This is a genomic window from Eubacterium sp. An11, from assembly GCF_002161065.1.
Classification (GTDB): Bacteria; Bacillota; Clostridia; order Lachnospirales; family Lachnospiraceae; genus Anaerobutyricum; species Anaerobutyricum faecale.
In genome coordinates, this window is the sequence record NZ_NFLV01000006.1 from 62,897 (window position 1) to 85,896 (window position 23,000).

Annotated in this window: 19 protein-coding genes; 6 read left to right on the forward strand and 13 right to left on the reverse strand. The window is 48.6% G+C overall.

What is annotated here, in order from left to right; all coding sequences use genetic code 11:
- Positions 1 to 29 precede the first annotated feature (29 nt).
- On the reverse strand, positions 30 to 710 hold the full coding sequence (locus B5E53_RS06715; protein WP_087313398.1) for a histidine phosphatase family protein: 681 nt from the start codon (positions 708 to 710) through the stop codon (positions 30 to 32).
- A gap of 404 nt (positions 711 to 1,114) precedes the next feature.
- Here B5E53_RS06715 and B5E53_RS06720 point away from each other — a divergent pair, with 404 nt between their 5' ends.
- Positions 1,115 to 1,999: a transglutaminase-like domain-containing protein gene (locus B5E53_RS06720; RefSeq protein ID WP_162611818.1), complete on the forward strand. Its 885-nt coding sequence runs from the start codon at positions 1,115 to 1,117 to the stop codon at positions 1,997 to 1,999.
- A gap of 63 nt (positions 2,000 to 2,062) precedes the next feature.
- Entirely contained in the window at positions 2,063 to 5,803 is a 3,741-nt protein-coding gene (locus tag B5E53_RS06725) for a YfhO family protein (protein ID WP_087313403.1), read from the forward strand.
- A gap of 149 nt (positions 5,804 to 5,952) precedes the next feature.
- Here the strand turns inward: B5E53_RS06725 and B5E53_RS06730 are convergent, their stop codons facing one another.
- Entirely contained in the window at positions 5,953 to 7,671 is a 1,719-nt protein-coding gene (locus B5E53_RS06730) for a fibronectin type III domain-containing protein (RefSeq protein WP_087313405.1), read from the reverse strand.
- 346 nt (positions 7,672 to 8,017) lie between these two features.
- On the opposite strand from B5E53_RS06730, the gene rffA reads away from it, so the two are divergent.
- The 3 genes from rffA (at position 8,018) to B5E53_RS06745 (ending at position 11,485) form a co-directional block, all read left to right on the forward strand.
- Positions 8,018 to 9,148: a dTDP-4-amino-4,6-dideoxygalactose transaminase gene (rffA, locus tag B5E53_RS06735; RefSeq protein ID WP_087313407.1), complete on the forward strand. Its 1,131-nt coding sequence runs from the start codon at positions 8,018 to 8,020 to the stop codon at positions 9,146 to 9,148.
- Positions 9,149 to 9,259: 111 nt separating this feature from the next.
- A complete protein-coding gene (locus B5E53_RS06740; RefSeq protein WP_087313637.1) occupies positions 9,260 to 10,273 on the forward strand; it encodes a glycosyltransferase family 2 protein in 1,014 nt (337 codons plus the stop codon).
- Between the two features lie 30 nt (positions 10,274 to 10,303).
- Positions 10,304 to 11,485, forward strand: a complete 1,182-nt coding sequence (locus B5E53_RS06745) for an ATP-grasp domain-containing protein (protein WP_087313409.1) — start codon at positions 10,304 to 10,306, stop codon at positions 11,483 to 11,485.
- Between the two features lie 160 nt (positions 11,486 to 11,645).
- On the opposite strand, the gene B5E53_RS06750 is transcribed toward B5E53_RS06745, so the two are convergent.
- The 9 genes from B5E53_RS06750 to B5E53_RS06785 all read right to left on the reverse strand — a co-directional run bounded on the left by B5E53_RS06750 (position 11,646) and on the right by B5E53_RS06785 (position 20,246).
- Positions 11,646 to 13,163, reverse strand: coding sequence for an oligosaccharide flippase family protein (locus B5E53_RS06750; RefSeq protein WP_242963561.1), 1,518 nt, complete (start codon positions 13,161 to 13,163; stop codon positions 11,646 to 11,648).
- Between the two features lie 92 nt (positions 13,164 to 13,255).
- Entirely contained in the window at positions 13,256 to 14,551 is a 1,296-nt protein-coding gene (locus B5E53_RS06755) for a phenylacetate--CoA ligase family protein (RefSeq protein ID WP_087313411.1), read from the reverse strand.
- Between the two features lie 285 nt (positions 14,552 to 14,836).
- Entirely contained in the window at positions 14,837 to 15,439 is a 603-nt protein-coding gene (locus B5E53_RS06760; RefSeq protein WP_087313413.1) for a hypothetical protein, read from the reverse strand.
- A gap of 232 nt (positions 15,440 to 15,671) precedes the next feature.
- The gene (locus B5E53_RS06765; RefSeq protein ID WP_087313415.1) at positions 15,672 to 16,394 is read right to left on the reverse strand and encodes a CpsD/CapB family tyrosine-protein kinase; all 723 of its coding nucleotides are present in this window, start codon (positions 16,392 to 16,394) and stop codon (positions 15,672 to 15,674) included.
- Entirely contained in the window at positions 16,391 to 17,236 is an 846-nt protein-coding gene (locus B5E53_RS06770; protein WP_087313417.1) for a Wzz/FepE/Etk N-terminal domain-containing protein, read from the reverse strand. Before B5E53_RS06770 ends, B5E53_RS06765 begins: the two co-directional genes overlap by 4 nt.
- A gap of 17 nt (positions 17,237 to 17,253) precedes the next feature.
- Positions 17,254 to 18,297 carry an LCP family protein gene (locus tag B5E53_RS06775; protein WP_087313419.1) on the reverse strand — a complete coding sequence of 348 codons (1,044 nt, stop codon included), beginning with the start codon at positions 18,295 to 18,297 and terminating at the stop codon, positions 17,254 to 17,256.
- A gap of 21 nt (positions 18,298 to 18,318) precedes the next feature.
- Positions 18,319 to 18,441, reverse strand: a complete 123-nt coding sequence (locus B5E53_RS19940) for a hypothetical protein (RefSeq protein ID WP_275532670.1) — start codon at positions 18,439 to 18,441, stop codon at positions 18,319 to 18,321.
- Positions 18,434 to 19,153, reverse strand: coding sequence for a CpsB/CapC family capsule biosynthesis tyrosine phosphatase (locus B5E53_RS06780; RefSeq protein ID WP_087313640.1), 720 nt, complete (start codon positions 19,151 to 19,153; stop codon positions 18,434 to 18,436). Before B5E53_RS06780 ends, B5E53_RS19940 begins: the two co-directional genes overlap by 8 nt.
- A gap of 187 nt (positions 19,154 to 19,340) precedes the next feature.
- Complete coding sequence (locus B5E53_RS06785; protein ID WP_191532594.1) at positions 19,341 to 20,246, reverse strand: AEC family transporter; 906 nt, start codon at positions 20,244 to 20,246, stop codon at positions 19,341 to 19,343.
- A gap of 476 nt (positions 20,247 to 20,722) precedes the next feature.
- On the opposite strand from B5E53_RS06785, the gene B5E53_RS06790 reads away from it, so the two are divergent.
- Entirely contained in the window at positions 20,723 to 21,136 is a 414-nt protein-coding gene (locus B5E53_RS06790) for a sporulation initiation factor Spo0A C-terminal domain-containing protein (protein WP_087313421.1), read from the forward strand.
- A gap of 147 nt (positions 21,137 to 21,283) precedes the next feature.
- Here the strand turns inward: B5E53_RS06790 and B5E53_RS06795 are convergent, their stop codons facing one another.
- Complete coding sequence (locus B5E53_RS06795; protein ID WP_087313423.1) at positions 21,284 to 21,613, reverse strand: hypothetical protein; 330 nt, start codon at positions 21,611 to 21,613, stop codon at positions 21,284 to 21,286.
- Between the two features lie 3 nt (positions 21,614 to 21,616).
- The gene (locus B5E53_RS06800; protein WP_087313425.1) at positions 21,617 to 22,996 is read right to left on the reverse strand and encodes a citrate/2-methylcitrate synthase; all 1,380 of its coding nucleotides are present in this window, start codon (positions 22,994 to 22,996) and stop codon (positions 21,617 to 21,619) included.
- Positions 22,997 to 23,000: the final 4 nt, after the last annotated feature.

Below are 23,000 nucleotides of genomic sequence, written 5' to 3' on the forward strand. Positions count from 1 at the left end.
GCAGGATGCACCTGCTTTATCTTCTGCTCTCAGGCTTTCTTATCCGGCTGTACTGCCTTATAGTTATCCACACATAACGATCTATCATAATAAATCTTATCACCCAAAACAATCTGTGCCGATCCGTCTTTAACCTCCACCACATTTACCGTACAGTTAAAAGGCACATGTCCCTGCCAGAAATCCGCAGGATCATCGTACAACGGATTCATCAGCGCCCGCATGGCGCAGCCATGGGTGGAAATCAGAATGATCTTGTCCTGATATTCCGGTTTATGTATCAACTCCTGCCAAAATTCTGCTGTTCTGTCACAAAGATCCGCCACACTCTCCCCGTCCGGAGCTCCTTCAAAATGAAGCGCATCGGTGTAAAATAAATTAAAATTTTTATCCGGTATAGCAAAATTCTCCTCAAGACAGCCAAGCCCTTCCCAGCTTCCCCAGCTCAGTTCTTTGAGCCTCTCATCTTCTGTCACCGGAATCTTTCTTCCAAAATGTTTTTCTGAAGGTGCGATCACCAGTTCTCCTGTCTCTCTCGCTCTCTTCAGAGGACTGGTGATCATCAAATCAAACGGCACTCTCCTCAGCGCTTCTCCTGTAACGCGGGCAAGATTCCTTCCATTCTCATTTAAGGGAATATCCGCGCCTCCCTGCAGACGACCGGCAGTATTCCAATCGGTTTCTCCGTGACGAATAATGTACAGCAACATATCATTCTATCTCCTTTTATCTTTTTAATACATCTTGTATCGGGCGGTAATTCTCCGTCTGACAGCAGACATCGATCTTATCAAAAATCACCTCTCCCATGTCCGCTCTTTTTTCATTCTATCTTACATTTTTCTTTAAAGTCAATGGTTTCGCAGCATCTTGCAAATTTTTGTACTATCCCTTACAATAACAGCTGAAAGACATTCCGATCAGGATGCGCGGTTTAATTTTTATAAGTTTTTGCATTATAAGTTTTTGCACCGGGACATTGGTTCACGGCGCGCGGACGCGCATCTGTTTTCACAGAGGTTATTGTATGCAGCATCTAAAAAAAGTACCACAGGCTGCTTCTGCATTTTTTCGGACGGGGAACCGGCAGGCAGGAATTTTTTTCCTGTTTTTTATGTGCATTCTTTTTCTGGCAGGATGCAGTTCCGGCGCTCCAAAGAACGGCGGCACAGGCGCAGAGACAGCCGAAGATACCGATGTGCTCACGCCGGCCGTGAGGATTCCCACCGCCGACGGCACAGCGGAGATTGGAAATGATGCCGTCACCGTGGATATTTCCAACATAGAGAAGGGCTATATCATGGCTGCCTATCACGGCGCCGCCGCCCAGGTCAACGTGCAGCTCACAGGGCCGGACGGCGTAACGTATCTCTACTTCATCAGTGAAAAAGATACGTACACCGCCATGCCTCTTTCTTCCGGAGACGGCTCCTACCTTATTGACATATATGAACAGATGGACGGGGACATATACAGCAATCTCATGTCCGATGTCATCGATGTGACACTGGAAAATGAATTTATGCCATTTTTGTACTCCAATCAGTTTGTATACTTTACAGAGGACACCCGGGCCATCCAAAAAGGAAATGAGCTGGCTCAGGGGTGTGACACCGATCTGGACGTGACCACGGCAGTCTATCATTTTGTCGTCAGCAGCACCGAATACGATTACGAAAAAGCGGCCACGGTCACCTCTCCTTATTACCCCGATGTGGATGAGACCATGGATAGCGGAAAGGGCATCTGTTTTGATTATTCTGCCCTCATGTGCACCATGCTCCGCACCCAGGGGATCCCCTGCAAATTAAATATCGGCTACGCCAATGATATTTATCATGCCTGGATCAGCGTCTATTTAAAATCCATCGGCTGGGTGGATAACCTGATTCAGTTTGACGGAGAAAACTGGAGTATGATGGACCCGACCATGGCTTCCACCGGCGGTGATTCTTACGACCCGTCCAAAGAGCAATATACCGTTATGTTCCAGAGATAGGAATACGTACATGGTACGAATGATCATTCATAAAATGTGATAATCAACAGGAGGATTATAAGTATGGAAAATGTAAATCATCCGCCGGAACAAAAGATATTCGGCATCTTCCCGGCCTTTCCCGAAAGAGACCACCTATGGTACCGGGAGCTGTTTCTTCTATTTTATTTCGGCATGCTGGCCGCCACGGTCTTAAACCGGCTTTTTTCCGGTTCACAGGCCGCGTTTCTTCTCATGAAGGGAGCTGAATTTATATATGCACCCGGAATGATTTTTGCCGCCGGCTGCCTCATGGGCGCTGAGAATCCTGCCCGTGAAGATTTCAGAAAACGTACACTGCGTAAGGCCCTGTACGCCATTCTTCTTTTTTACGGTATCGGATTTCTCAATGAGATCATCATCAACCACCGGGCTGTTTTTGCCACGGTAAAAGATCTGCTGGCCGTTCTGCGGATTCCGGATACCGCTGCCATTTTTCTCACCCTTTGCGTGCTGTTCCTGCTTTGCGCTTTCTGCTGGCCATGGATTGAGAAATGCCTGAAAGCGCCGCTGCTCCTCGCAGCGGTCTGTCTGGCAGGATTTTTATTCTCCTTCCTCCCGGAAGGACTGCTGGGCTACGGCGTTATTGGCGTTTTTACGGGCAGCGACCGCCTGGGAGCGGTTCCGCTCTTTCCGTATCTTTTTGTATTTTTTGCGGGAATATTGACTGCCCGGAATTTTTCTGACATGAGAATACCGGAAACAGACGCTGCCGGAATGAACCGGAATGGACGACACGCATCTTTGCCAGAGATCTTTACCGTCTGTAAACCTCTGATCCCGGTCACGGCCATTGCTCTGGCTGCAGGCGCTGTTCTTGCCGTTCTGCACCTGAAACATCCGGCTGCCCTGCTGCTGGGATCCGGCTGTGCTTATATCTGCCTCTTTATCAGCGCAGTTTTACTCCCGGTTTACCGGATTCTGGAAGACTTCTTTTTCGGACTGCTCCGGAGAGCCGACCGTTTCCGGCTGTCGGTGAGACGCCGCCGGGAATCAAGCCGGCCCCTTGATATTTTCCTGTATTATGTGGGATACTGCGTCCTGTTCCTGATCATGGCCTACCTGATATTTGTGCCATACTCGGAAGCCGGACGGACACTCATCTGGTCCGTGGACGGACTGGGACAGTATGTACCGAAAGTACACCGTTTCCTGTCCTATATTCCTTTCATTTTTCAGGACATTTTACAGGGGAATTTTGACTTTCAGCAATATGATTTCACCAGCGGACTGGGCGCCACCGTGGCCATCAGTTACGACCCGATCTACTGGCTGTATCTGCTGTTTCATCCGTCACAGGTGGAGACCGCTTACAGCCTGCTGATCGTGCTCCGCTATTTCCTGGCCGGAGCCAGCATGTCCGCCCTGGTGCTTTACTTTAAGCGTTCCCATTATGCTGCGTACACCGCCAGCATGGTTTACGCTTTTTCGGGTTACGCCATCTACGCGGGAACCAGACACGGGCAGTTCCTCACACCGCTGATCCTGCTTCCGATTCTGGTCATCGCCATGGAACAGCTGATTTCCAAAAAGAAATGGTATCTGCTGACAGTATTTACCGCCCTGTCCCTGCTGTGTTCCTATTACTTCTTATATATGAACACCATCGCTCTGGGTATCTACTTTGTCACCAGAATCCTGTGTACCAAAGAATACCGGAACTTCAGGACATTTTTTACCCGGGGACTGATCATCGTGGGCAGCTACGTTCTGGGCGCCGCCATGGGAATCATCTCCATCTTTACTTCCTTTGGCAGCTACATGGGTTCCAGCCGTACCGGAGGCAGCGCTCTCTCCGATTTTCTGAGTACAACGCCGCTTTTCTACCGGAAAGAATGGATTTCGGACTTCTTTATTTCTTTTATCTCCGATTCCTTCACCCCGGGCATGTGGCTGAAACTGGGCTTCGCGCCGCTGGCGTTCCTGGCCCTCGTTCTGCTGTTCACGAGAAAAAATAAAAAGGAACTGAAGCCGATTTTTATCATCTTTACGTTTTTCTGCCTGTTTCCGATCTTCGGCTACATTTTCAGCGGATTCAGCAGTGTCACAAACCGCTGGTGTTACATTTACGCCGCCATCATCGCCTTTATTCTGGCGGAAAATCTGGAACACCTCACCAGACTGACGGCAAAAGAGATTAAAATCATGCTGGGCATTGTATGTCTCTATGCGGGCATCATTTTCTTTTCCACCAAATACCGCACAGACAAGGTTTTCGGCGTATTCGGGCTTCTGGCTCTGACCACCGCTCTGATCCTCGCCATCAACCATGACCGGCTCACTATACCAAAGCGTACTGCCCGGTCCACCGTCTTCGCTGTCACCATGCTGGCCGTGGTACTGAACGCCAATATGTTCATTACCTCCGCCTCGGAAGACGGCACGCATCTGGATACCTATGTGGAATCCGGCAAGTCCATGACGGATATGTCCATGACGGCCTTAAAATATCTGGACCAGGTGGAAACATCCGGTGACGCCGGCGATGATTCCGCCGATACCAAAAATGGCACAGAGAACGATACCTCCGGCGCAGACGACGGTTTCTACCGCAGCACCAACCTGAAGACCTACGGAGACACCCGGTCTTCCAGCCTGATCTACGGTTATAATGATATTTCCACTTTCACCAGCACCTTAAACGGCGGTATCGTGGACTACAACCGCGCCATGGGCAACTGTGACTGGAATATTGTAAGCATTTACAGTTACAACGCCCGGACCTACATGCATGAATTGGCCAGCGTCCGCTATCTGGGAACCTCCGATGATGTGAAGCTTCCACTGCCTTACGGCTATAAGAAGGTTTATGATAAAGAAACCAAGAAGAGAACTTACTCCATCTACGAGAATCAGTACACCCTGCCGCTGGGCTACACCTATGACACCGTGACCAGCGAATCCGACGCCGGGAATCTTTCCGCCGCGGAAAAACAGGAACTGACCATGCTCTCCGCCATCGTGGAAGACGACGCCATGGCTGACAACCAGAATCTCACCGAAGCTGACAGCAGCTCTCTGCCGCTCACCGCCCGGAAACTTCCGATCAGGAAGATCAAGGCCAGCGATGGTGTCACCGTCAAAGACGGAGTCATCACCATTCCGGAGGGCGGCGGTACCATCCGCTTTACCTTCGACGGAGAGCCAAATTCCGAGACTTATCTGTCCTTGAAGGGCGACTTATATTTCCCTAAAGATGCGGCAGAACATTTCCTGCCTACCCAGATCAAGGCCAAAGATATCAGTTACCAGTACCGGTTCCGTATTGATTCCTACAGTACAAACCAGGAGGAATATCTCTTCAACCTGGGATATCATGAGGATTCCATCAGCCAGTGTACGCTGAAATTCAAGGACGAAGGCACGATCCATTTTGATGAGTTTGCCATCTACTCCCAGAGCATGGATACTTATCCGCAGCGGGCGGAAGCACTCCGGGAACATTCCCTGGAAAATGTAAAGGTGGATACCAATACTGTCACCGGCGACATTACCGTCGATACCGATCAGATGCTCGTGATCTCCCTTCCATATCAGAGCGGCTGGACCGCCTGGGTGGACGGAGAAAAGACGGATATCCAGAAAGTCAATTATCAGTACATGGGCCTGAACCTGACACCGGGCACCCACAGTATCCGGCTGCACTATCAGCTGCCGGGACTCCACTACGCCTTCCTCATCACAGCAGGCGGCGCGGGAGTCTTCGTGCTGATCATCCTCTTTAATTTCTTTCGGAAACGCCGCCGCAGGAAAATGGCAGAATAGATCCTTTGCAGAATATCTTCACTGCGACAAAAGGCGTTGCCCTTCACGGGCAACGCCTTTTTATTATCCTTTTATTATTTAATTTATACCGTCTGCGGCAGACCGGTCAACATCCTGTCTTATGAGCAAAGCTCACATTACCCATCCTGTTAGTAGGAAACCACGGTGGTTCCGACCGGCATGTTATCGTAGATGTACTTGGCATCTTCGTTATAACACCGGATACATCCATGGGATGCCGGCTTACCGATGGTCGGATTCTGTACGGCTCCGGAATTCCAGAGCGGACGGGTGTGGAAGGAATTCCTTCCCGCAAAATGAGTGACATACAACTCTTTTGTACTTGTGTAGAACCAGCCTGGTTCTTTGTAAGTAATCTTATATACTCCGATCGGAGAATGGTTGCTGGCAGTTCCTGTCGCACAGTCAAAGGTACGGATAATCTTCCAGTTTTTCTTGGAACCTTTATAAATAGTAACCTGCTGTGTATAATGACTGATCCAGATCAAATAGTCCGTTTTACTGCTGTAGCCCTTGCCGTTTACAAAAGCAAGCTTCACTTCCTTGGAATAATTCTTTGTGGTATAAATCTCTTTATTTCCGGAATAACCGATGGTCCGGACCGTATTGGCCAGAAGCTTATCATAATTCTTGCTCATATATTTGCTTGGCTTCACCGTGACAGTCTTGGAAGTCTGACTGCTCAGATACTTCTTGCCGTTTACTTTCGTATAGGCGCGGACCTGGATATTGTACTTGGTGTCAGGATCCAGCTTCTTGAGAGTGAACATTGTCGTCTTGGTGGTGCCGAGCTTTTTATATGTAAGATCGCTCTTTTTCTTATAATAAATCTGATAGCCCGTAGCTTTCGCCGTCTTATCCCATTTGATGGAAAGCTTATCTTTGGCGTTGAGGGTCAGCTTAACGCCAAGAACCTTTCCCGCAACCACCGGAATCTTAGCTTTTACTGTGGCAGAACGGGCGCCGGTGGTCTTTTTGCTTCCGGCCGCTCCCACGGCTTCTACCTTAAAATACCAGGTTCTTCCGGCGGTAAGTCCTTCCACCACCGCGGAAGTTCCCGTCACATTGGTGGCGGCCACTTTGTATCCGCTGCCGGACTTCCTGCTCTTGTAGATCGTGTAGTAAGAAGCGCCGCTGACCGCGTTCCAGGAAATCTTGGCCGCGTTGGCCTTCGGTTTCGCCTTCACTCCGGTAACCTTGCCCAGTGTTTTCAAATAATCATAACTTGTGGTCAGTCCCTGTCCATAGCAGACCGTTCCATTTATCTTTTTGTATCCAATTAAATAGATGCTGTACTGTGCACTATCCAGAGCGGAAGAAGCAATGCTCCTGGAAGATGCCGTTCCGGAAGATACTTCCGTATCCACAGCAGTCGCTGCGGTATTGGAGTCCTTGGCCACCTGCACTCTGTACCCCTGATAGATGCTTCCGTTGGAAACTCTCCAGGATACCTGAAGCGCATCGTTGGAATTCTTCACCGCATTCAATCCCTGTACCGCTTCCCCTGTGTAGTAATCCACAGTGAGGGAATCTCCATTATTCCCTTCCAAATCCAGCGTATATCTAGTTCCATTTGCATAGGCGCCGCCCAGACCGATGTCGAGATTGTTGACCTTAGCTCCCACGGTTCCGGCTGCGACTTGTTTCCCCGTAGCCGTATTCGTCACCGTATACGTATACCCGCTGTCCGAGAAATCCTCAAACTTGAGAACAAGACTCTTCTTCTCTGTGCTCACATAAGCAATCTTATCCACAGAGACGCTTGCTGCGGAAGCCGTATTTCCCATGAACAAAAAGCACAGGCACACCACGGCTATAGCTGCGGCAAAACTCATAAACTTTTTCACTGTTTAGATACCTCCTCATTCTTATTTTTGTTCCGCGCCCGTCCGGAATCTCTCTTACTTTCCGGCATGCATCCACAGGCCCGGCTATTTTCTTATTATATAATCAGAGGCACTTTCCGTCAAGGAAACAAGGGTATACAATTTTCTTGAAATTTGCTATAATACCCTCAGCTGTCTATCCGTCAGCAAAACGTGCTCCACGCCCGTTTTTCGGGTGCGCCTGCACACAAATACATTTTCACAGAACATTTGAACGAAAGATCAGAAGATGCGGGGGCAGTTTTTTCTTTGTCATCCGGCACCATCTCTCGGCTTCTGAATCTGATAAAGAAAAGAAGGATTGCATATGATTAATTTTAATATTCCGCCTTGTGCGCCGAAAGCGCCTGAATATATGGCTCAGGCAATCAAGAATCACAAAATCAGCGGAGACGGTGCTTATACCGCCCTCTGCAGCCGATGGATCGAGGAACACACCGGCACAGCGAAGGCTCTCCTGACCACCTCCTGCACCCATGCGACGGAGATGGCCGCGCTTCTGGCAGATATTAAGCCGGGAGATGAAGTGATCATGCCTTCCTATACTTTTGTATCCACCGCCGACGCCTTTGTTCTGCGCGGTGCCACCGCCGTTTTTGTGGATATCCGCCCGGATACCATGAATATCGACGAGACCAAAATCGAGGACGCCATCACCGAAAAGACAAGAGCTATCGTTCCAGTCCATTACGCCGGCGTCGCCTGCGAGATGGATACCATCATGGATATCGCCGCCCGCCACAATCTCCTTGTCATCGAGGACGCTGCGCAGGGGGTCATGGCAAGTTACAAGGGCAAAGCTTTGGGCAGCATCGGCGACTATGGCTGTTTCAGTTTCCATGAGACCAAAAATTACAGTATGGGAGAGGGCGGATGCCTCCTCATCAAAGATAACGAGAATATTGAGCGGGCAGAGATCATCCGTGAGAAGGGTACCAACCGAAGCAAGTTCTTCCGCGGCCAGATCGATAAATATACCTGGGTGGAAGCCGGCTCCTCTTATCTGCCAAGCGACTTAAACGCCGCTTATCTCTGGGCGCAGCTGGAGATCGCCGATGAGATTTATGAAGACCGCATGGCCACATGGAACCTTTACCATGAGACACTGGCTCCTCTGCAGGAAGCCGGGTATATTGAACTTCCGTTTATTCCGGAAGGCTGTGTGCACAATGCGCACATGTACTATATCAAGGCAAAGGACCTCGCCGAGCGCTCTGCCTTAATCCGATTCTTAAAGGAAAATGATATTTCAACCGTTTTCCATTACATTCCTCTTCACGACGCTCCTGCCGGCAAAAAATACGGCCGCTTCCACGGAGAGGACAGATACACGACCAGTGAGAGCGAACGTCTGGTACGTCTGCCGCTCTACTATGGTCTTGAGAGAGAAAAAGTATTGACAGTCTGCCGCAAGATCAAAGAATTCTACGACAAATAGATTTCTTCGCCAGGGTGGTCTTTTCCCGAAAAAGAACTGCGTTCTGTGAAAAGCAGCGATCTTCTTTCGGAGAAAGGCTCCCCGGATCCGACGGCAGCAGGAGGAAACACCGTGTTACATTCGATTATTATTCCCTGTTATAAATCATCACAGACCATCCGCAAAGTGGTGGAACTGACCGCAGCGGAGCTGGAGAATCTAAATATCTCCGAATATGAGTTTGTTCTCGTGGATGATTATTCGCCTGATGGCGGAGCCACCCTCGATGAGCTCAAAGCTCTCGCCCGGGATTATTCTTTTGTAAAAGTCATTTCGCTGGCAAAGAATTCCGGCCAGCACAATGCCGTGATGGCCGGTTTGAATTACGCTTCCGGCGAACTTTTGATCGCCATGGACGACGACATGCAGACCCATCCGTCCCAGCTGAAATATCTGCTGGCGGAGATCGATAAAGGATATGACATCGTCTATGGCTACTACCCGGAAAAGAAACATTCCCTTTTCCGGAATTTCGGCAGCTTCGTAAATTACCTCACCGTCCGGATTCTCATTGGCAAACCGAAGGACATGAAGACTTCCAGCTACTGGGTCATCCGGCGTTTTGTGAGAGACTATGTCATTCAGTACAAGAGCCCTTATACACATCTGCAGGGCCTGTTCCTGCGGACCACCCGCAACATCAGCTGTATTCCCATCAAACATTTTGACAGGGAAGTGGGTGAATCCGGCTACACTTTCAAGAAGCTCATCCAATTATGGTCCAATATCATGGGCTATTCTGTCATCCCTCTTCGGATGGCGACCTACTGCGGATATTTCTTTTCGCTCCTCAGCATTCTCGGTGCTGTGGCTGTGGTGATCCGCAAGCTTTTAGTTCCGTCCATGGCGATCGGATGGCCTTCCATGATGTGCGCCATCTGCTTTTTCTCCGGAGTGATTATGCTGTTCATGGGCCTGATCGGAGAATATCTGGGCCGGATGTTCCTGGGAATGAACAAACAGCCGCAGTTTGTGGTCAAAAAGGTTTACGACCATGCGGAAATGTCCGCCTCTGAAAAGAAAACTGATAATCCGGCGGATATACCTGCCGGCAAAGAAAATGATCCGGAAAACAAAAACATATAATCAATGCTACCTTTTACAGGAGGGAAAACCGTGACAAAAATAATGATACTGGGGGCTGGCATCTACCAGGTTCCCCTCATTGAAACCGCTAAGAAAATGGGGCTTTATACCATTGTTGTCAGCATCCCCGGTAATTACCCCGGGTTCGCCCTGGCTGACAAGGTGTATTATGAAAATACTGTAGACGAGGATAAAATTCTTGAGATTGCCAAAAAGGAGCGCATCAAGGGAATTGTCACAGCAGGAACCGACGTCTGCATGAAAACTGTCGGCAGGGTTTGCGATGCCATGGGACTCAACGGCCTTTCCTATGAGGCTTCAAAGGTTGCCGTGGACAAAATGCTGATGAAAAGCAGATATGAGGAGTACGGCGTTCGAACCGCCCGTTTCCGACAGGTATCCTTTGCGGATACCGATATCAAAAAGACGGTTAAAGAACTTACATTTCCTCTGATTTTTAAATCCGTGGACTCCTCAGGAAGCCGCGGAATCATCCGGGTGGATTCTTTTGAGGAATTCGATTCCGCCGTAGCTTATGTGAAGGAAAATACCAGAAAAGATTATTTCCTGGTGGAAGAATTCATCGAGGGCGAGGAGTTCGGCGCCCAGGCCTTCGCTTACGACGGCAACGTATCCTTTATTCTTCCTCACGGAGATTACGTCTACCACGGAGACACCGGCGTTCCTATCGGACATTACGCACCATATAACCTCAGTGAAGAGGTCATTGAAGATGCGAAGATCCAGCTGCGCCGGGCTGTCAAAGCCATGGGCCTTGATAACTGCGCCATCAACGCGGACTTCATCCTTAAAGACGGAAAGACCTATGTTCTGGAAATCGGCGGCCGCTGCGGCGCCACTTGTCTGGCTGAACTGGTTTCCATCTATTATGGTTTTGACTATTATGAGAAGATTCTCCGGACTGCCCTGGATGAAGATCCGGACTTTACTTTCAAGAAACCGCACACACCGAACGCCAGCCATCTGCTCATGAGCCAGAAAGACGGCGTGATCAAATCCATTCAAAATCTCAACGAAGATAACGACAATATTTGTGAGGTTCACTTTGATTATAAACCGGGCGATGAAGTCCACAAGTTCCATGTGGGACCGGACCGTATCGGACACATTATCACCAAAGGCGAGACTTTGGAAGAAGCCCAGGATCTCCTTTTTAAAGCAATGGATAATATCAAAATAGAAGTGGAATAGTCGTTCGTTCAGGCCAGAATATCTGTTCTGGCCTTTTCTTCAAAAAAATCCTTCTCCCTTTTGCAAAACAGAGCAATGGAAAGAGCATTGTCTGTAATCCGCAAAACCGGAGAAGGATTTTTATTTTTTCTTTCTGATCATCTATCTGTTGTCATTATCTTTATTTTTTCTTTTTGATCATCTTCAGCACCGCTTTCATATCCGGATAGAACATCTTAAAGGCTGCCAGAGCCACCACAAGGATCACCACATAGCGGATAAACCACGGCACATTGTAAAGTCCCATGGTTGCCAGGTTCACGGCCAGATAGATGAGTGCGATCTTTACCGTTTTCTTCAGAGGCACGATCACCATACCGGTAAGCTTATGCTCCAGAATGCCCTGCATCAGGAGCAGGACAAAATAGCTGATAGCCATCATGTAAGCTGCCGCCATATATCCAAAAAGGGTGATGCCAATATAGCTGATGATCAGGTTGAATATCATGGAACCAATGGTTCCCATGGCCACATACTGGGTCCGTTTATAGTAGTTCTGTACCGCAGAATAGCTGTAACTGAAGAAACGGAACAGCGTCCCCGTCACCAGCGGAGCCACCAGCCAAACTGCATCCTGATACCGCGCTCCTCCCAGGATCAATATCTCTTCCGGGGCCAGCACCACAAGAAGCCAGGACAGGAGTCCGAACATATGCATGACAATGGTCCATGGCTTTTCCACCTCATCTGCCTCTTCCCTGGCAATCTTTTCGTAAAGCCACGGAATCCAGGCATTCCAGACGGAATCCTCCAGAATCCACACCACATAGGAAATCGTCATAGCGATGGAAAAAATGCCGGCCGATGTGGCTCCCACGATCTTTCCGATGAGAATTCGGTCCGACTGGTTCATGATCTGCACCGATAACGCCTCCGGAATCAGCGGAAGACTGAATTTCAAGCCGTATTTCCAATACTTTAAATTGACAAACTTCTTTCCCTGCCACCAGAGAATGATGGCGATGATCGCTCCGCCGATAATCTGCGGCAGATAATATCCAATGATCCGCCGGTGTACCAGCTGATCGATGAATCCCTGCACCCGGCCCTGATAGATAAGCACAATGGACAAAATGGTGCCCGGTATGATGGTGAGCACTGTCGCCGCCGTGCTGAATTTATAGCGCATCACCTGCTTATCCCGTCTCTGGATATACAGCATACTGGTGTAGGTAAACACGTACAGGAACATCATATAAAACATCAGATCATCCATGTCGCAGAACGCCAGCACCTGCTTTTTGAAAATCATGCAGATACCAAAGAAAATGGCAATGGAAATATACGACAGGGTATGAACACTGGATACATATCCGTTATAGTCATCCGGGAAATCATGTTTTGCCACATCCACACTGCGCCAGAGACACAGGGACATGATGGTGTAGGCAATGAGCAGCCAGGATTCATAGGTGGTCACAATACCGTACTGCGCCTCTGACAACAGTCTGGAATAAATCGGCGTCACGATAAAGTTAAATCCCCTGGCCAGCAGCTGCGCCAGAATAAAAAAGAAGCCAGAGGTAAAGGCCATCTTATTTAAGGACGCATTTTTATTCTGTTTTCTTTTATTTCCCTGCTGAATCATGGAGGCGGGAATCTCCTGCCCCCGGGTATTTTTTTCACTTTGTTCAGACATTCTTGTTTTCCTCCAATATGTCGCCTGCTTCTGCCGCCTCTCTGCGTCCCGCGGCAGCCGATGCTTCATCTTCTTCTGTCATATATGCTGGCTCAGGCATCTTTTACCTTGCACACGATCATCCGCAGCTTTCCATTTTCATCAGGCGGAATGGAATCCATCCATTCATATTCAATCTCAAACGGATGCTTAAACCGGGCATTGAGCTGCTCTGTGAGCTGCTTCTCCACTTCTTTTTCGCTCAGAGAGGAAACCTCCTTATTCTGTACGCACTGAATATGAATCTTTGAATAAGATTCCTGGATAAAACGAATCTGAAAAATATCCTCGCAGTGGGCGATAATCGGGGCAATCTCAAAAAATGTGGTAACCTCCCCGGTCTCATATCGGAAGAAATCATTCATCCGGCCCTGTACACTGGTGATGAACCGGACTCCGTCTCTCACCTCACAGGTTCCCCGGTCTCCAATGGCGTAATTGATCAGCGGCAGATCCGTCTTATAAAGCGGCGTCACCACAATATTTCCTTCCTTCGCCGGGCGGTTCTTCTCATCATAAATGTTCACCACAAAGGAATCATTATGCACCACATATTCCTTGCTGTCAAAGAGACGGACCATGGCGGCTCCGGTCTCCGCCGTACCGTAGGAATCAATGATGCCCGGTCCCAAAATCTCCGCGAAGAGCTTTCTGGCTGTATCGTCAATCTTCTCGCCGGTCGGACAGTAAAACTTCGGTTTCGCCAGTTCCACATGGTTCTTCTTGCAGTACAGGCAGATCCTCATGAACTCACTCTTGTTCATATAGAGAAAATCCGGTCGATAAGCGTTGATCTGTTTCACGATCTCCGGTTCCGGGTCATACTGGGCCACAAAACCTCTCCTGAGAATTCCAAAATGCTGCAGAAACGTATCGCTGCCTCCGGTAACGCTGTGGGCGCTCTTGCGGCTCATGGTCTTGCCAAAAAACGGATTGTATCCCGCCGTCATCATGACACGGAACCAGTTCGCCATGTTATAGGCCTTCTCCTTCGGAGAAACCAGCAGCATCAGCGGTACGCCGGAAGAACCGCTGGTGGTATCATGAAACCAGTCCGCATACTTTGGATTCTTCGCCTCCTCGTTCATCCAGGCCCGGAGCTCATCTTTAGTAAGGAGCGGAAGCTTTGACAAATCGTCGCCCGTCCGGATATCTTCCGGTTTTACCCCCGCCTTGTCAAAACGCTCCTTATAAAAAGGAATCTTATACGCTTTTCGCACGAGCTTGCGCACCCGTCTGTCCTGGGTTTTCATGACTCCCGTAAAATCTTTTGGAATCTTTGTTTTCATTTTAAATAAGTCAAAAAAAAGCAGTACATTTACCAGTTTTCTCTCCATCTTCTCAAACATAATAACCTCTCTTCTCCTGCGTCCTCTTCATTCATTCCACAGCCCTGACGGTAACCGGCCGTTTCCCCGCCGCCGGGCGTTTTCAGACATCTTTACCCATTGTAAACAACCTGGCGGTATTTGTCAATCAATAAGGCTCTGCGCGCTTCCGTCTTCCCAAAAACAAAATCCCCTGGCAGCAGATTCCAAAAAAGGACCCACCCGCCACGGCCAGATCTCCAAAATAAAACAGGCACCCTGCGTGGCCAGGATGCCTGTTTCCTCTTATGGTAAAAGTAACCTCAATTATTTAACAACAATCTTGATTGTTCTTGTACCTTTCTTGAAGTTATCTGTACCTTTAATCTTAACGCGGATCTTGTAAGTACCTTTCTTGATACCCTTCATCAGAGTAACAACACCTTTTTTGCTTACTTTAACCCATTTTTTAGCTTTTTTGCCCTTAACTTTGTAAGAAACAACTTTTCCATCGGATTTAACTTTCAGTTTAATCTTTTTGGATTTATTTTTTAATTTTTTAGCCTTGAAGCCTTTTGCAAGTTTCTTTTCTGTTTTCTTGTTCAGTTTATAAACCGGTTTGCTTGCTTTTGTGATCGTATAAGCGATTGTAGCATCACCCTGATATAAACCGATACCTTTAATCTTTAAATTATAGCTTCCTGCTGCTGTAGGCTGCTGTCCGTCGATGACAAAGTCTGTACCTTCAACCAGTTCTTTACCGTTGACAGTGATTTTCAGGACTTCATCTTTGCCTGTGTACTGGGAAGAAATGTTATAACTTCCGCTGATTGTAGTTTTCACAGGTGAAGATGTTGCAGCAAATGCTGTGGATGGAACCATCAGAGCTACAGTCATAGCAACAGCCATAGCTTTTTTCATGTTAAGCATATCTTTGTTCCTCCTTGTTATACCAAATAAACAGCCGGCTCAGCCACGTCCCCGGATGATTATTTGTCTTATATATAATTAGCATCCCCCGCCGGCAGGAGAAATCCTCTCATCCCGGCAGAGCATGTAATTACCAAAATACAATCGTCTGAAAATAATTAAAATGTGATTTTAAATACAACAAATCCCTCAGGGCAATGACCATACTCTGATCCATGGGACGGAACAGTGCTCAGCCTTCTTTCTTTTCTGCGCCATGTCCGCCATAATAATCGCTGTAATAATTGCCATATTTGCCGTAGTATTTCTGATAAGCTCTGCTCTTGGTCTCCACACGATTCAACACCGTGCCCAGGAGCCGGCAGCCTACCCGTTCCAGCTGCTGGATCGACTGTTTCACCAGACGTCTGGAAGTCATGCCGCTTCGCACCACTAAAATGGCGCCATCACAGAAGGAGGCGATCAGCGCTCCATCCGCCACACTGTCCAGCGGCGGGGAATCAATGATCACATACCGGTAGTCTTCTGCCAGTCTGTCCAGAAGTTCTTCCATTCTCGGATCTTCCAGCAGCGCTGACGGATTCTCCAGGAGATTGGAAACCGGAACAATGTAACCATTGCTGATATTGGTTTCATATACCACATTCTGATATTCGGAAAGACCTGACAAGTAATAATCCAGCCCCTGGATCTCCCCTTCACTTTTAAACTCCAGCCGGTCTTTTAACACAGACTTACGCAGGTCCAGATCCACCAGCACAGAAGGAAATCCTGCTTCCGCCAGCATCTTCCACAGGTGTACGGACACCGTGCTCTTTCCCTCGTTGGGAACACTGCTGATCACCAGTATCTTTTTTGTATTCTTTCCACAGAACTTAATATTCACACGCAGACGGTTCATGGCCTCTTCTACGGCATAAGGTAAAGCCTGGATATTCATATCAATCTGTTTCATGCCCGTTTTTCCTTCCTGATTCTCTTTTTATTCTTTACGCTGTCCTCTTTCTCTTCGCGTTTTTCCAGCTCTTCAAAAATATCGCTGTCCGGAATGGACGTCAGCGGAACCACGCCGAAATACTTCTCCATATCTTCCAAGGTGCGGATCGTATCATCCAGCAGATAACGAACCGTCAGATAAGCACAGTAGAGGATCGCTCCCAGCAGCGCGCCGATCAGCGTGTATCGTGCATAACTCGGAGCCGCCTTCTCATCCGGCAGCTGCGCCTGCTGCGCGATATTCGGAGGATTGGTACTCATGGTCTCCGGAAGATATTCCACGGAAACCTCCGTCAGCTTGTTGGCAATATTCATGGCCTCCACCGGATCTGTGCTGGTGGCGGTTACATTTAAAATACGGGTATCCTGCGGATTCTCCAAAGTAACCATCTGCGCCAGATCCTCTGTCTCCATATCAAGATCCAGCTCGTCGATCACCTGATCCAGCACCGGATAGCTGAGCATCAGCTGTTCGTAATCAGATGTCAGTGAAGTTCCGATATTCAAATCTGTCAGATCCACCACGGAATCATTGGATGCAGATACCACATACATCTTTGCCGTTGCCTGATAAGTCGGCCGGATGCAGAAAAACGAGAATGCATTGAGCAGCACCGCCCCTGCCAGCAGGCAGAGGATAATATAGTGTATCTTATCCAGCAGCACATACGCCAGATCCAGTAAATCGATTTCCATTTCATCTTCCGCATCAGGCAGCGGAACTGCCGTCAGAGTGTGTGAATCTTTCACCACCTCAAGTTCCGTTCCTGTATCTGTTATTTTTCTGTTTGCAAGTCCCATCTTCTCTCTCCTGTACTTTATTCTTGATCTTCAACTCTGTCATAAAACAGTTGTATCACTGTATCCGCCAGACTGTTCTGGTCCACGGTAAATTCATTAAAGCCCGTCTTTCCCTCGCCGTTGGTTCCCTGGATCTCCAGAGGTTCCTGTTCCTCTGCATTGACCAGAGACGCTGCCAGCTTGATGAAATCATTGCGGGAAAGATCCGTCACCATATACGGTTCCAGGGCGTCATAAATATCCAGGGCAAAAGCGCTGTCCGCCTGGCATTTCTCCGCAAGCTCCGCCTTGAGGGCAGATAAATACTGCGACTGCCGGCGCATACGCCCTTCATTGCTTCCGTCACCCACATTCATCCTGCCCCGGACATAATGCATGGCCTGCTCATCGGTAAGGGTCACTGTTTCACCCATTTTTAACGTCGGATCTTCTTTTGAAAAATCATCCTCCACCGTGACGGTCACTCCGCCGACCAGATGATTGAGCACCTCAATGGCATCCATATTCAGTGAGGCGTATCCATCCACAGGCTGCCCGTACAGCAGTCCGGAAACGGCGTCCACCGTATTCTCACAGCTGGTCTCCATACCGTCGCCGGTGGCATGGGCCAGGGAGATCTGCATATAAGTCGTGGCCAGATAGGTACCGTCCGTATCCAGAGACTTGACATCGGTCATGGTATCCCGGTTGATGGGCAGCCTGGTATAAGTATTGTCATCCTCATTGAGCACCAGCAGCTGCAGAGTGTCGCACTGTCCCGTGCCGTCGTACTCTTCCGCAGCTTCTGCCTCACCCCGGGAATCCAGCCCCATAAACAGATATGTCTTAATATTCTTCTTAGGCGTGCACTGTACACCGTTGATATCCACAGTCTCTTCCTGCGGCTGCGGCTCCACCGCCGCCTGCTGCGTACTCTCCGCCGGCACTTCCTGATGATCAATGGTCCGGGAGGCAATGCCCACCGCCGCTGCCACCACGATAACAGCAATGAAAAGCGGGATCAGCTTCCGCAGCGCCCGGCTCCTGTCCATGGTCGTCCTTCCGTTTTTATTCTCATTCATAGCTTCCGCTTTCCTCCCGCATTACTGCATGATACTCTGGAGAAGCGCTGCCCCGCCTTCCGGATACATGCTCTCACAAATCATCAGGGCCACAAGGACCACAAACAAAACGGCACATACAATGTATGTAATCTTCTCAGACATCTGTCTCTCCTCCTATCCGAAGCAGCCTGCTGCCTCTGTCATCCATAGCATTTATAAACGCTTTTCCAAGCTTTTTCTCAAGTACTGCTCTGCCCTTTCCCAGATTCGGCTCCCGCCGCTCCACTCTGTGGCAGTCACTTCCCAGGAAATGTGCCTGTCCCTTTTCAAACAGCTTGATCAGCGGACGGCGCCTGCGCCAGCCAAGAAGGCTCTCCGCATTGATCTGCACATACAGGGGCATCTCCAGCAGCTCTTCTATCCATTTTTTATTCTCGGACATCCCCATATAACGCTCCAGATGAGCGAGGATCACCTGAAACTCTCTCTTTCTGATCAATGTCTCCACTTCCCGGATATCCGATCTGTTCCACGGACCAAAAGGCATTTCCAGCAAAAGTGCCCGGCTCCCCTCAATGGTGAGATCATCCAAACGATCCGCCCGGCTCATGCCTGAGAAAAAGGCTACTTCTGCCCCCAGCCTCAGCTCCGGGCCAAAATCCTTTTTCACAGCCGCCAGCCTCTCATAGGCTCTCTGCCTTCTGGCCAGAAAATCTTCGATTCTGTGCCTGGAAGCATAAAAATGAGACGTTGCCAACATGACATCTACTCCCTGTTCTGATGCCATTCTTAACATCTCCATCGACATCTCTGTATTTTTGCTTCCGTCATCTATACCCGGAAGAATATGGGAATGAAAATCAATTACCGCCACAGCACATCCTGTCCTTTCTCCATTCCGTTCTATACCATTACATCTTAGCATGGATCCTGCTGAAATATATTACAGATTTTCAAAATTGCTAATCTATTTTACAATTTTTTAATGTAAAAAACAAGTTATATGACATAAAAAGCAGGAATTCTGTCATTTCTTTCACTCTTTTTACCGTTTCCGGTTCCTACAAAAGCAGAATACTCCATAACGGAGTGGTGATCAGAGAAGCTGCCGTGGAAAAAACAACCAGTTTTACAGCAAATTCTGAATCCCCGTCATACTGCGCTGCAAGAATCGTTGTGGTGGCTCCTGCCGGCATGGCGGCAAGCAGCACGCTGACTCCCATGACCAGACTGTCCAGATGCAGCAGCCGGCATGGCACCCATACCAGAAACGGAATGATCACCAGTCTCAAAACTGTGTAAAACAAGATATCCTTATCCAGCAGCGTCTTTGGATCCGCATCAGCCAGAATCATTCCGATGACCATCATGGACACTGCCGTGTTGCAGTCTCCCACCGCCGAAATCACATCGTTGGCAAAGGCCGGCGGCCGCAGCCCGGTCAGCATCAAAAACAGACCGATGATACAGGCCAGGATACAGGGATGTGTCATCACCTTCTTGATCAGCGCCTTTTTGCTGGGTGCCTCCGTAAATACCGTAATGCCCTCTGACCACATCATCACCCGCTGAGGGATCAGATACACGGACGCCAAAGTCAGTCCCATGGAACCAAACACTCCCTCCGCCAGCGGATTACCCATGAAACCGGCATTGGAACAGATGGTCCCATACCGCAGACATTTCCGCCGTCCTTCGGTGGTATTCCGGAACAACAGATGTCCAAGAAGCACGCATCCTGCCTGAATGATCAGGGAAATGATAAAAATACCCGCAAAGTCCGTCGCGATATCCATGGAAAACTTCACCATAAACGACTCAATGATATTGCAGGGAAGAATCAGATTAACTACCAGATCTGTAAGATTCTTCTGTCCGGCAGTTCCCACCATCCCAATCTTTTTGACAATCAGTCCAATGGCAATCAACGAAAAGATCATCAGCTGCAAATCAATTAATTCTTCCATCTTCGTGTCTCCACTCCTTTCCCCCAGAATTCTCCGAAAACGGAATCCTGGTTCACTGGTGTCTCATATGCAGGTCTGTCCGGGAAAAGTCATAAAAGAGCCGTTTTTACGGAAGCCCGTATACCACAGCTCGCATCGACAAATTCCACCTTATGATAGCACATTCCGTATTGTTTGTAACCTGTTTATTATCTTATAATTTTTTCCATAATGCTTAAAAAAGGAAAGCGCCGTCATGTGCACATTTGTTCCCCTCTGCTTTTACCACCTTCTCCAAATTCACGTCTGTTCCTGAGGTATACTTCCTTGTCAAAAAACGGAAGCAAAGATAAAATTTTCATATATCATGTCGAGTGCAGGAGGTTTTTCCGCCAATATATTTTTTCGCTAACATCTGCGCTGTTTCCGGGTCTTTCCGGGCCACAGGATCTGCGCTTTCTAAAAGATGCCCGAACAATTGGAAGGGAGGAACAAAAATGATATCCACTGATATAAACTATTCTCCTGCGGCAGTCCGGCGTCTTCTTCTGAATCTTGGCGCCACGCCGCGGTATATCGGCTTTGACTATGTGATCCACGCGATCAATCTTTCTATGGAAAACAGTCAGTACCTGCTTTCTGTGACCAAAGAACTGTACCCGGATGTGGCAAAAAAATATCACACAACCATATACTCGGTGGAACGGGATATCCGCACCGTTATCACCGCTATCTGGAAGAGGAATCCCGGTCTGCTGAGCCAGATTGCCGGTTATCCTCTGGAAAAGAAGCCAACCGTGGGAGAATTTATTGCCATTATGAGAGAATATCTTTTATACCATCAGGAGACAGAGCATCTGCAGTGTCCCAAAGAATCATCCTTTTGCAGCAGGAACACTGCCCGGCTGTAGGCTGCTCTGAAAGGATCCTCCTCAACGACTCGTCACATTTTCAAAAGGAAATCCTTCCAAACAGGATTCTCCTTCCAAACAAAAAATGACATCCATGGATACCCGGCAGTTTCCCGGACATTTTCCCATGGATGTCATTTTTTGTTATTATTCTTTTTTGGTTATGATCCCAAAATAAAGAAACAAGGGATACAGGTAAGAAGCGCCGAATACTCCCAGCTTTTTAGGTCCGTCCACCACTTTCAGCGCCAGGGCTTTCCGAAGAGCCACTTCCACAGTCACACGGGTAATGGTCTTTTCCTTCCTGCTGATTTTTATTTCATGCCCCTTCACCGTATAGCAGAATTCACAATTTCTCACAGTATAAAACGGCCGGTTCTGGCAGACGATGATCATCTCCCAGACCGCTTCGCTCCGGGCAGGGAAATCACCGGCCGCCTGAAACCGCTGCCGCTGTTTCCAAAGAGCCGCCTCCATCCTTTATCGTTCTTCCAGAGGCACATACTTCGTATGATGTCCCACATATTTATAAGCCGGACGGATGATCTTTCCGGCGTTAATGAGCTCTTCCAGGCGATGCGCACTCCAGCCAGGCATACGGGCAATGGCAAAGAGCGGTGTAAACAATTCCTGCGGGATTCCAAGCATGGTATACACAAACCCACTGTAGAAATCCACATTGGCGCAGACCGGCTTAAAGGTATTTCTATGGGCCGGAATCAGTTTTTTCGCAGTTCTCTCGATCAGATCATAGAGAGCAAACTCTTCCATCCTTCCCTTTTCTTCCGCCAGAGAGCGGGCAAACTTCTTTAAAATAATCTCGCGGGGATCCGACAGGGTGTAGACCGCATGACCCATGCCGTAGATCAGACCCGAACGGTCAAAAGCCTTCTTATCAAGAATCTTCTGCAGATAATCGGACACTTCTCCCTCATTGCTCCAGTCCTTCACATTTTCTTTGATGTCATCAAACATCCTCTGTGCCTTCAGGTTGGCGCCGCCGTGCCGCGGTCCCTTCAGGGAACCGATGGAAGCCGCCACGGAAGAATAGGTATCCGTTCCCGATGAAGATACCACCCTCGTGGTAAAAGAAGAATTGTTTCCGCCGCCGTGTTCCGCATGGAGAATCAGGGCGATATCAAGAACTCTGGCCTCCAGCTCCGTATATTGTCTGTCCGGCCGGAGCATGAGAAGAATGTTCTCCGCCAGAGACAGTCCCTTTTCCGGATTACGGATGAACAGAGTCTCATCCAGACGAAAATGGCGGTAAGCATGATAAGAATAAACCGCGATGAGCGGCAGCTTGGCGATCAAATCCATGGACTGGCGCAGTACATTTCTCGGGGAAATGTTCTCCGGATCTTCATCATATGTATATAACGTCAGCACACATCGCTGCATGGCATTCATGATATTCTGATTGGAAGCCTTCATGATCACATCACGGACAAAGCGGTTGCTCAGACTTTCCAGCTCAAACATCACGTCCTGGAAACGTTCCATCTCTTTCTTATCCGGCAGTTTTCCGAACATCAGCAGATAGATGGCTTCCTCAAAACCATACCTGCGTCCCTTCATACCTGCCACCAGATCACAGATATCAATTCCCTGATAATACAGATGTCCTTCAGAAGGAATCTTCCGCCCGCCCACCAGGTCATATCCGCTGACATCAGAAATCTCTGTGAGGCCGGTCAGCACACCTTTACCGTTGGCATCACGCAGACCTCTTTTCACGTCATACTCCAGATAGAGATTCGGATCGATTCTGTGGCTGTGCATCAGCTCATCTTCCAGAATATCCATATCGACCTTTAATTCCTCTATGTCCTCCATCTTCATGTTTTCCTGTTTCGGCATATCT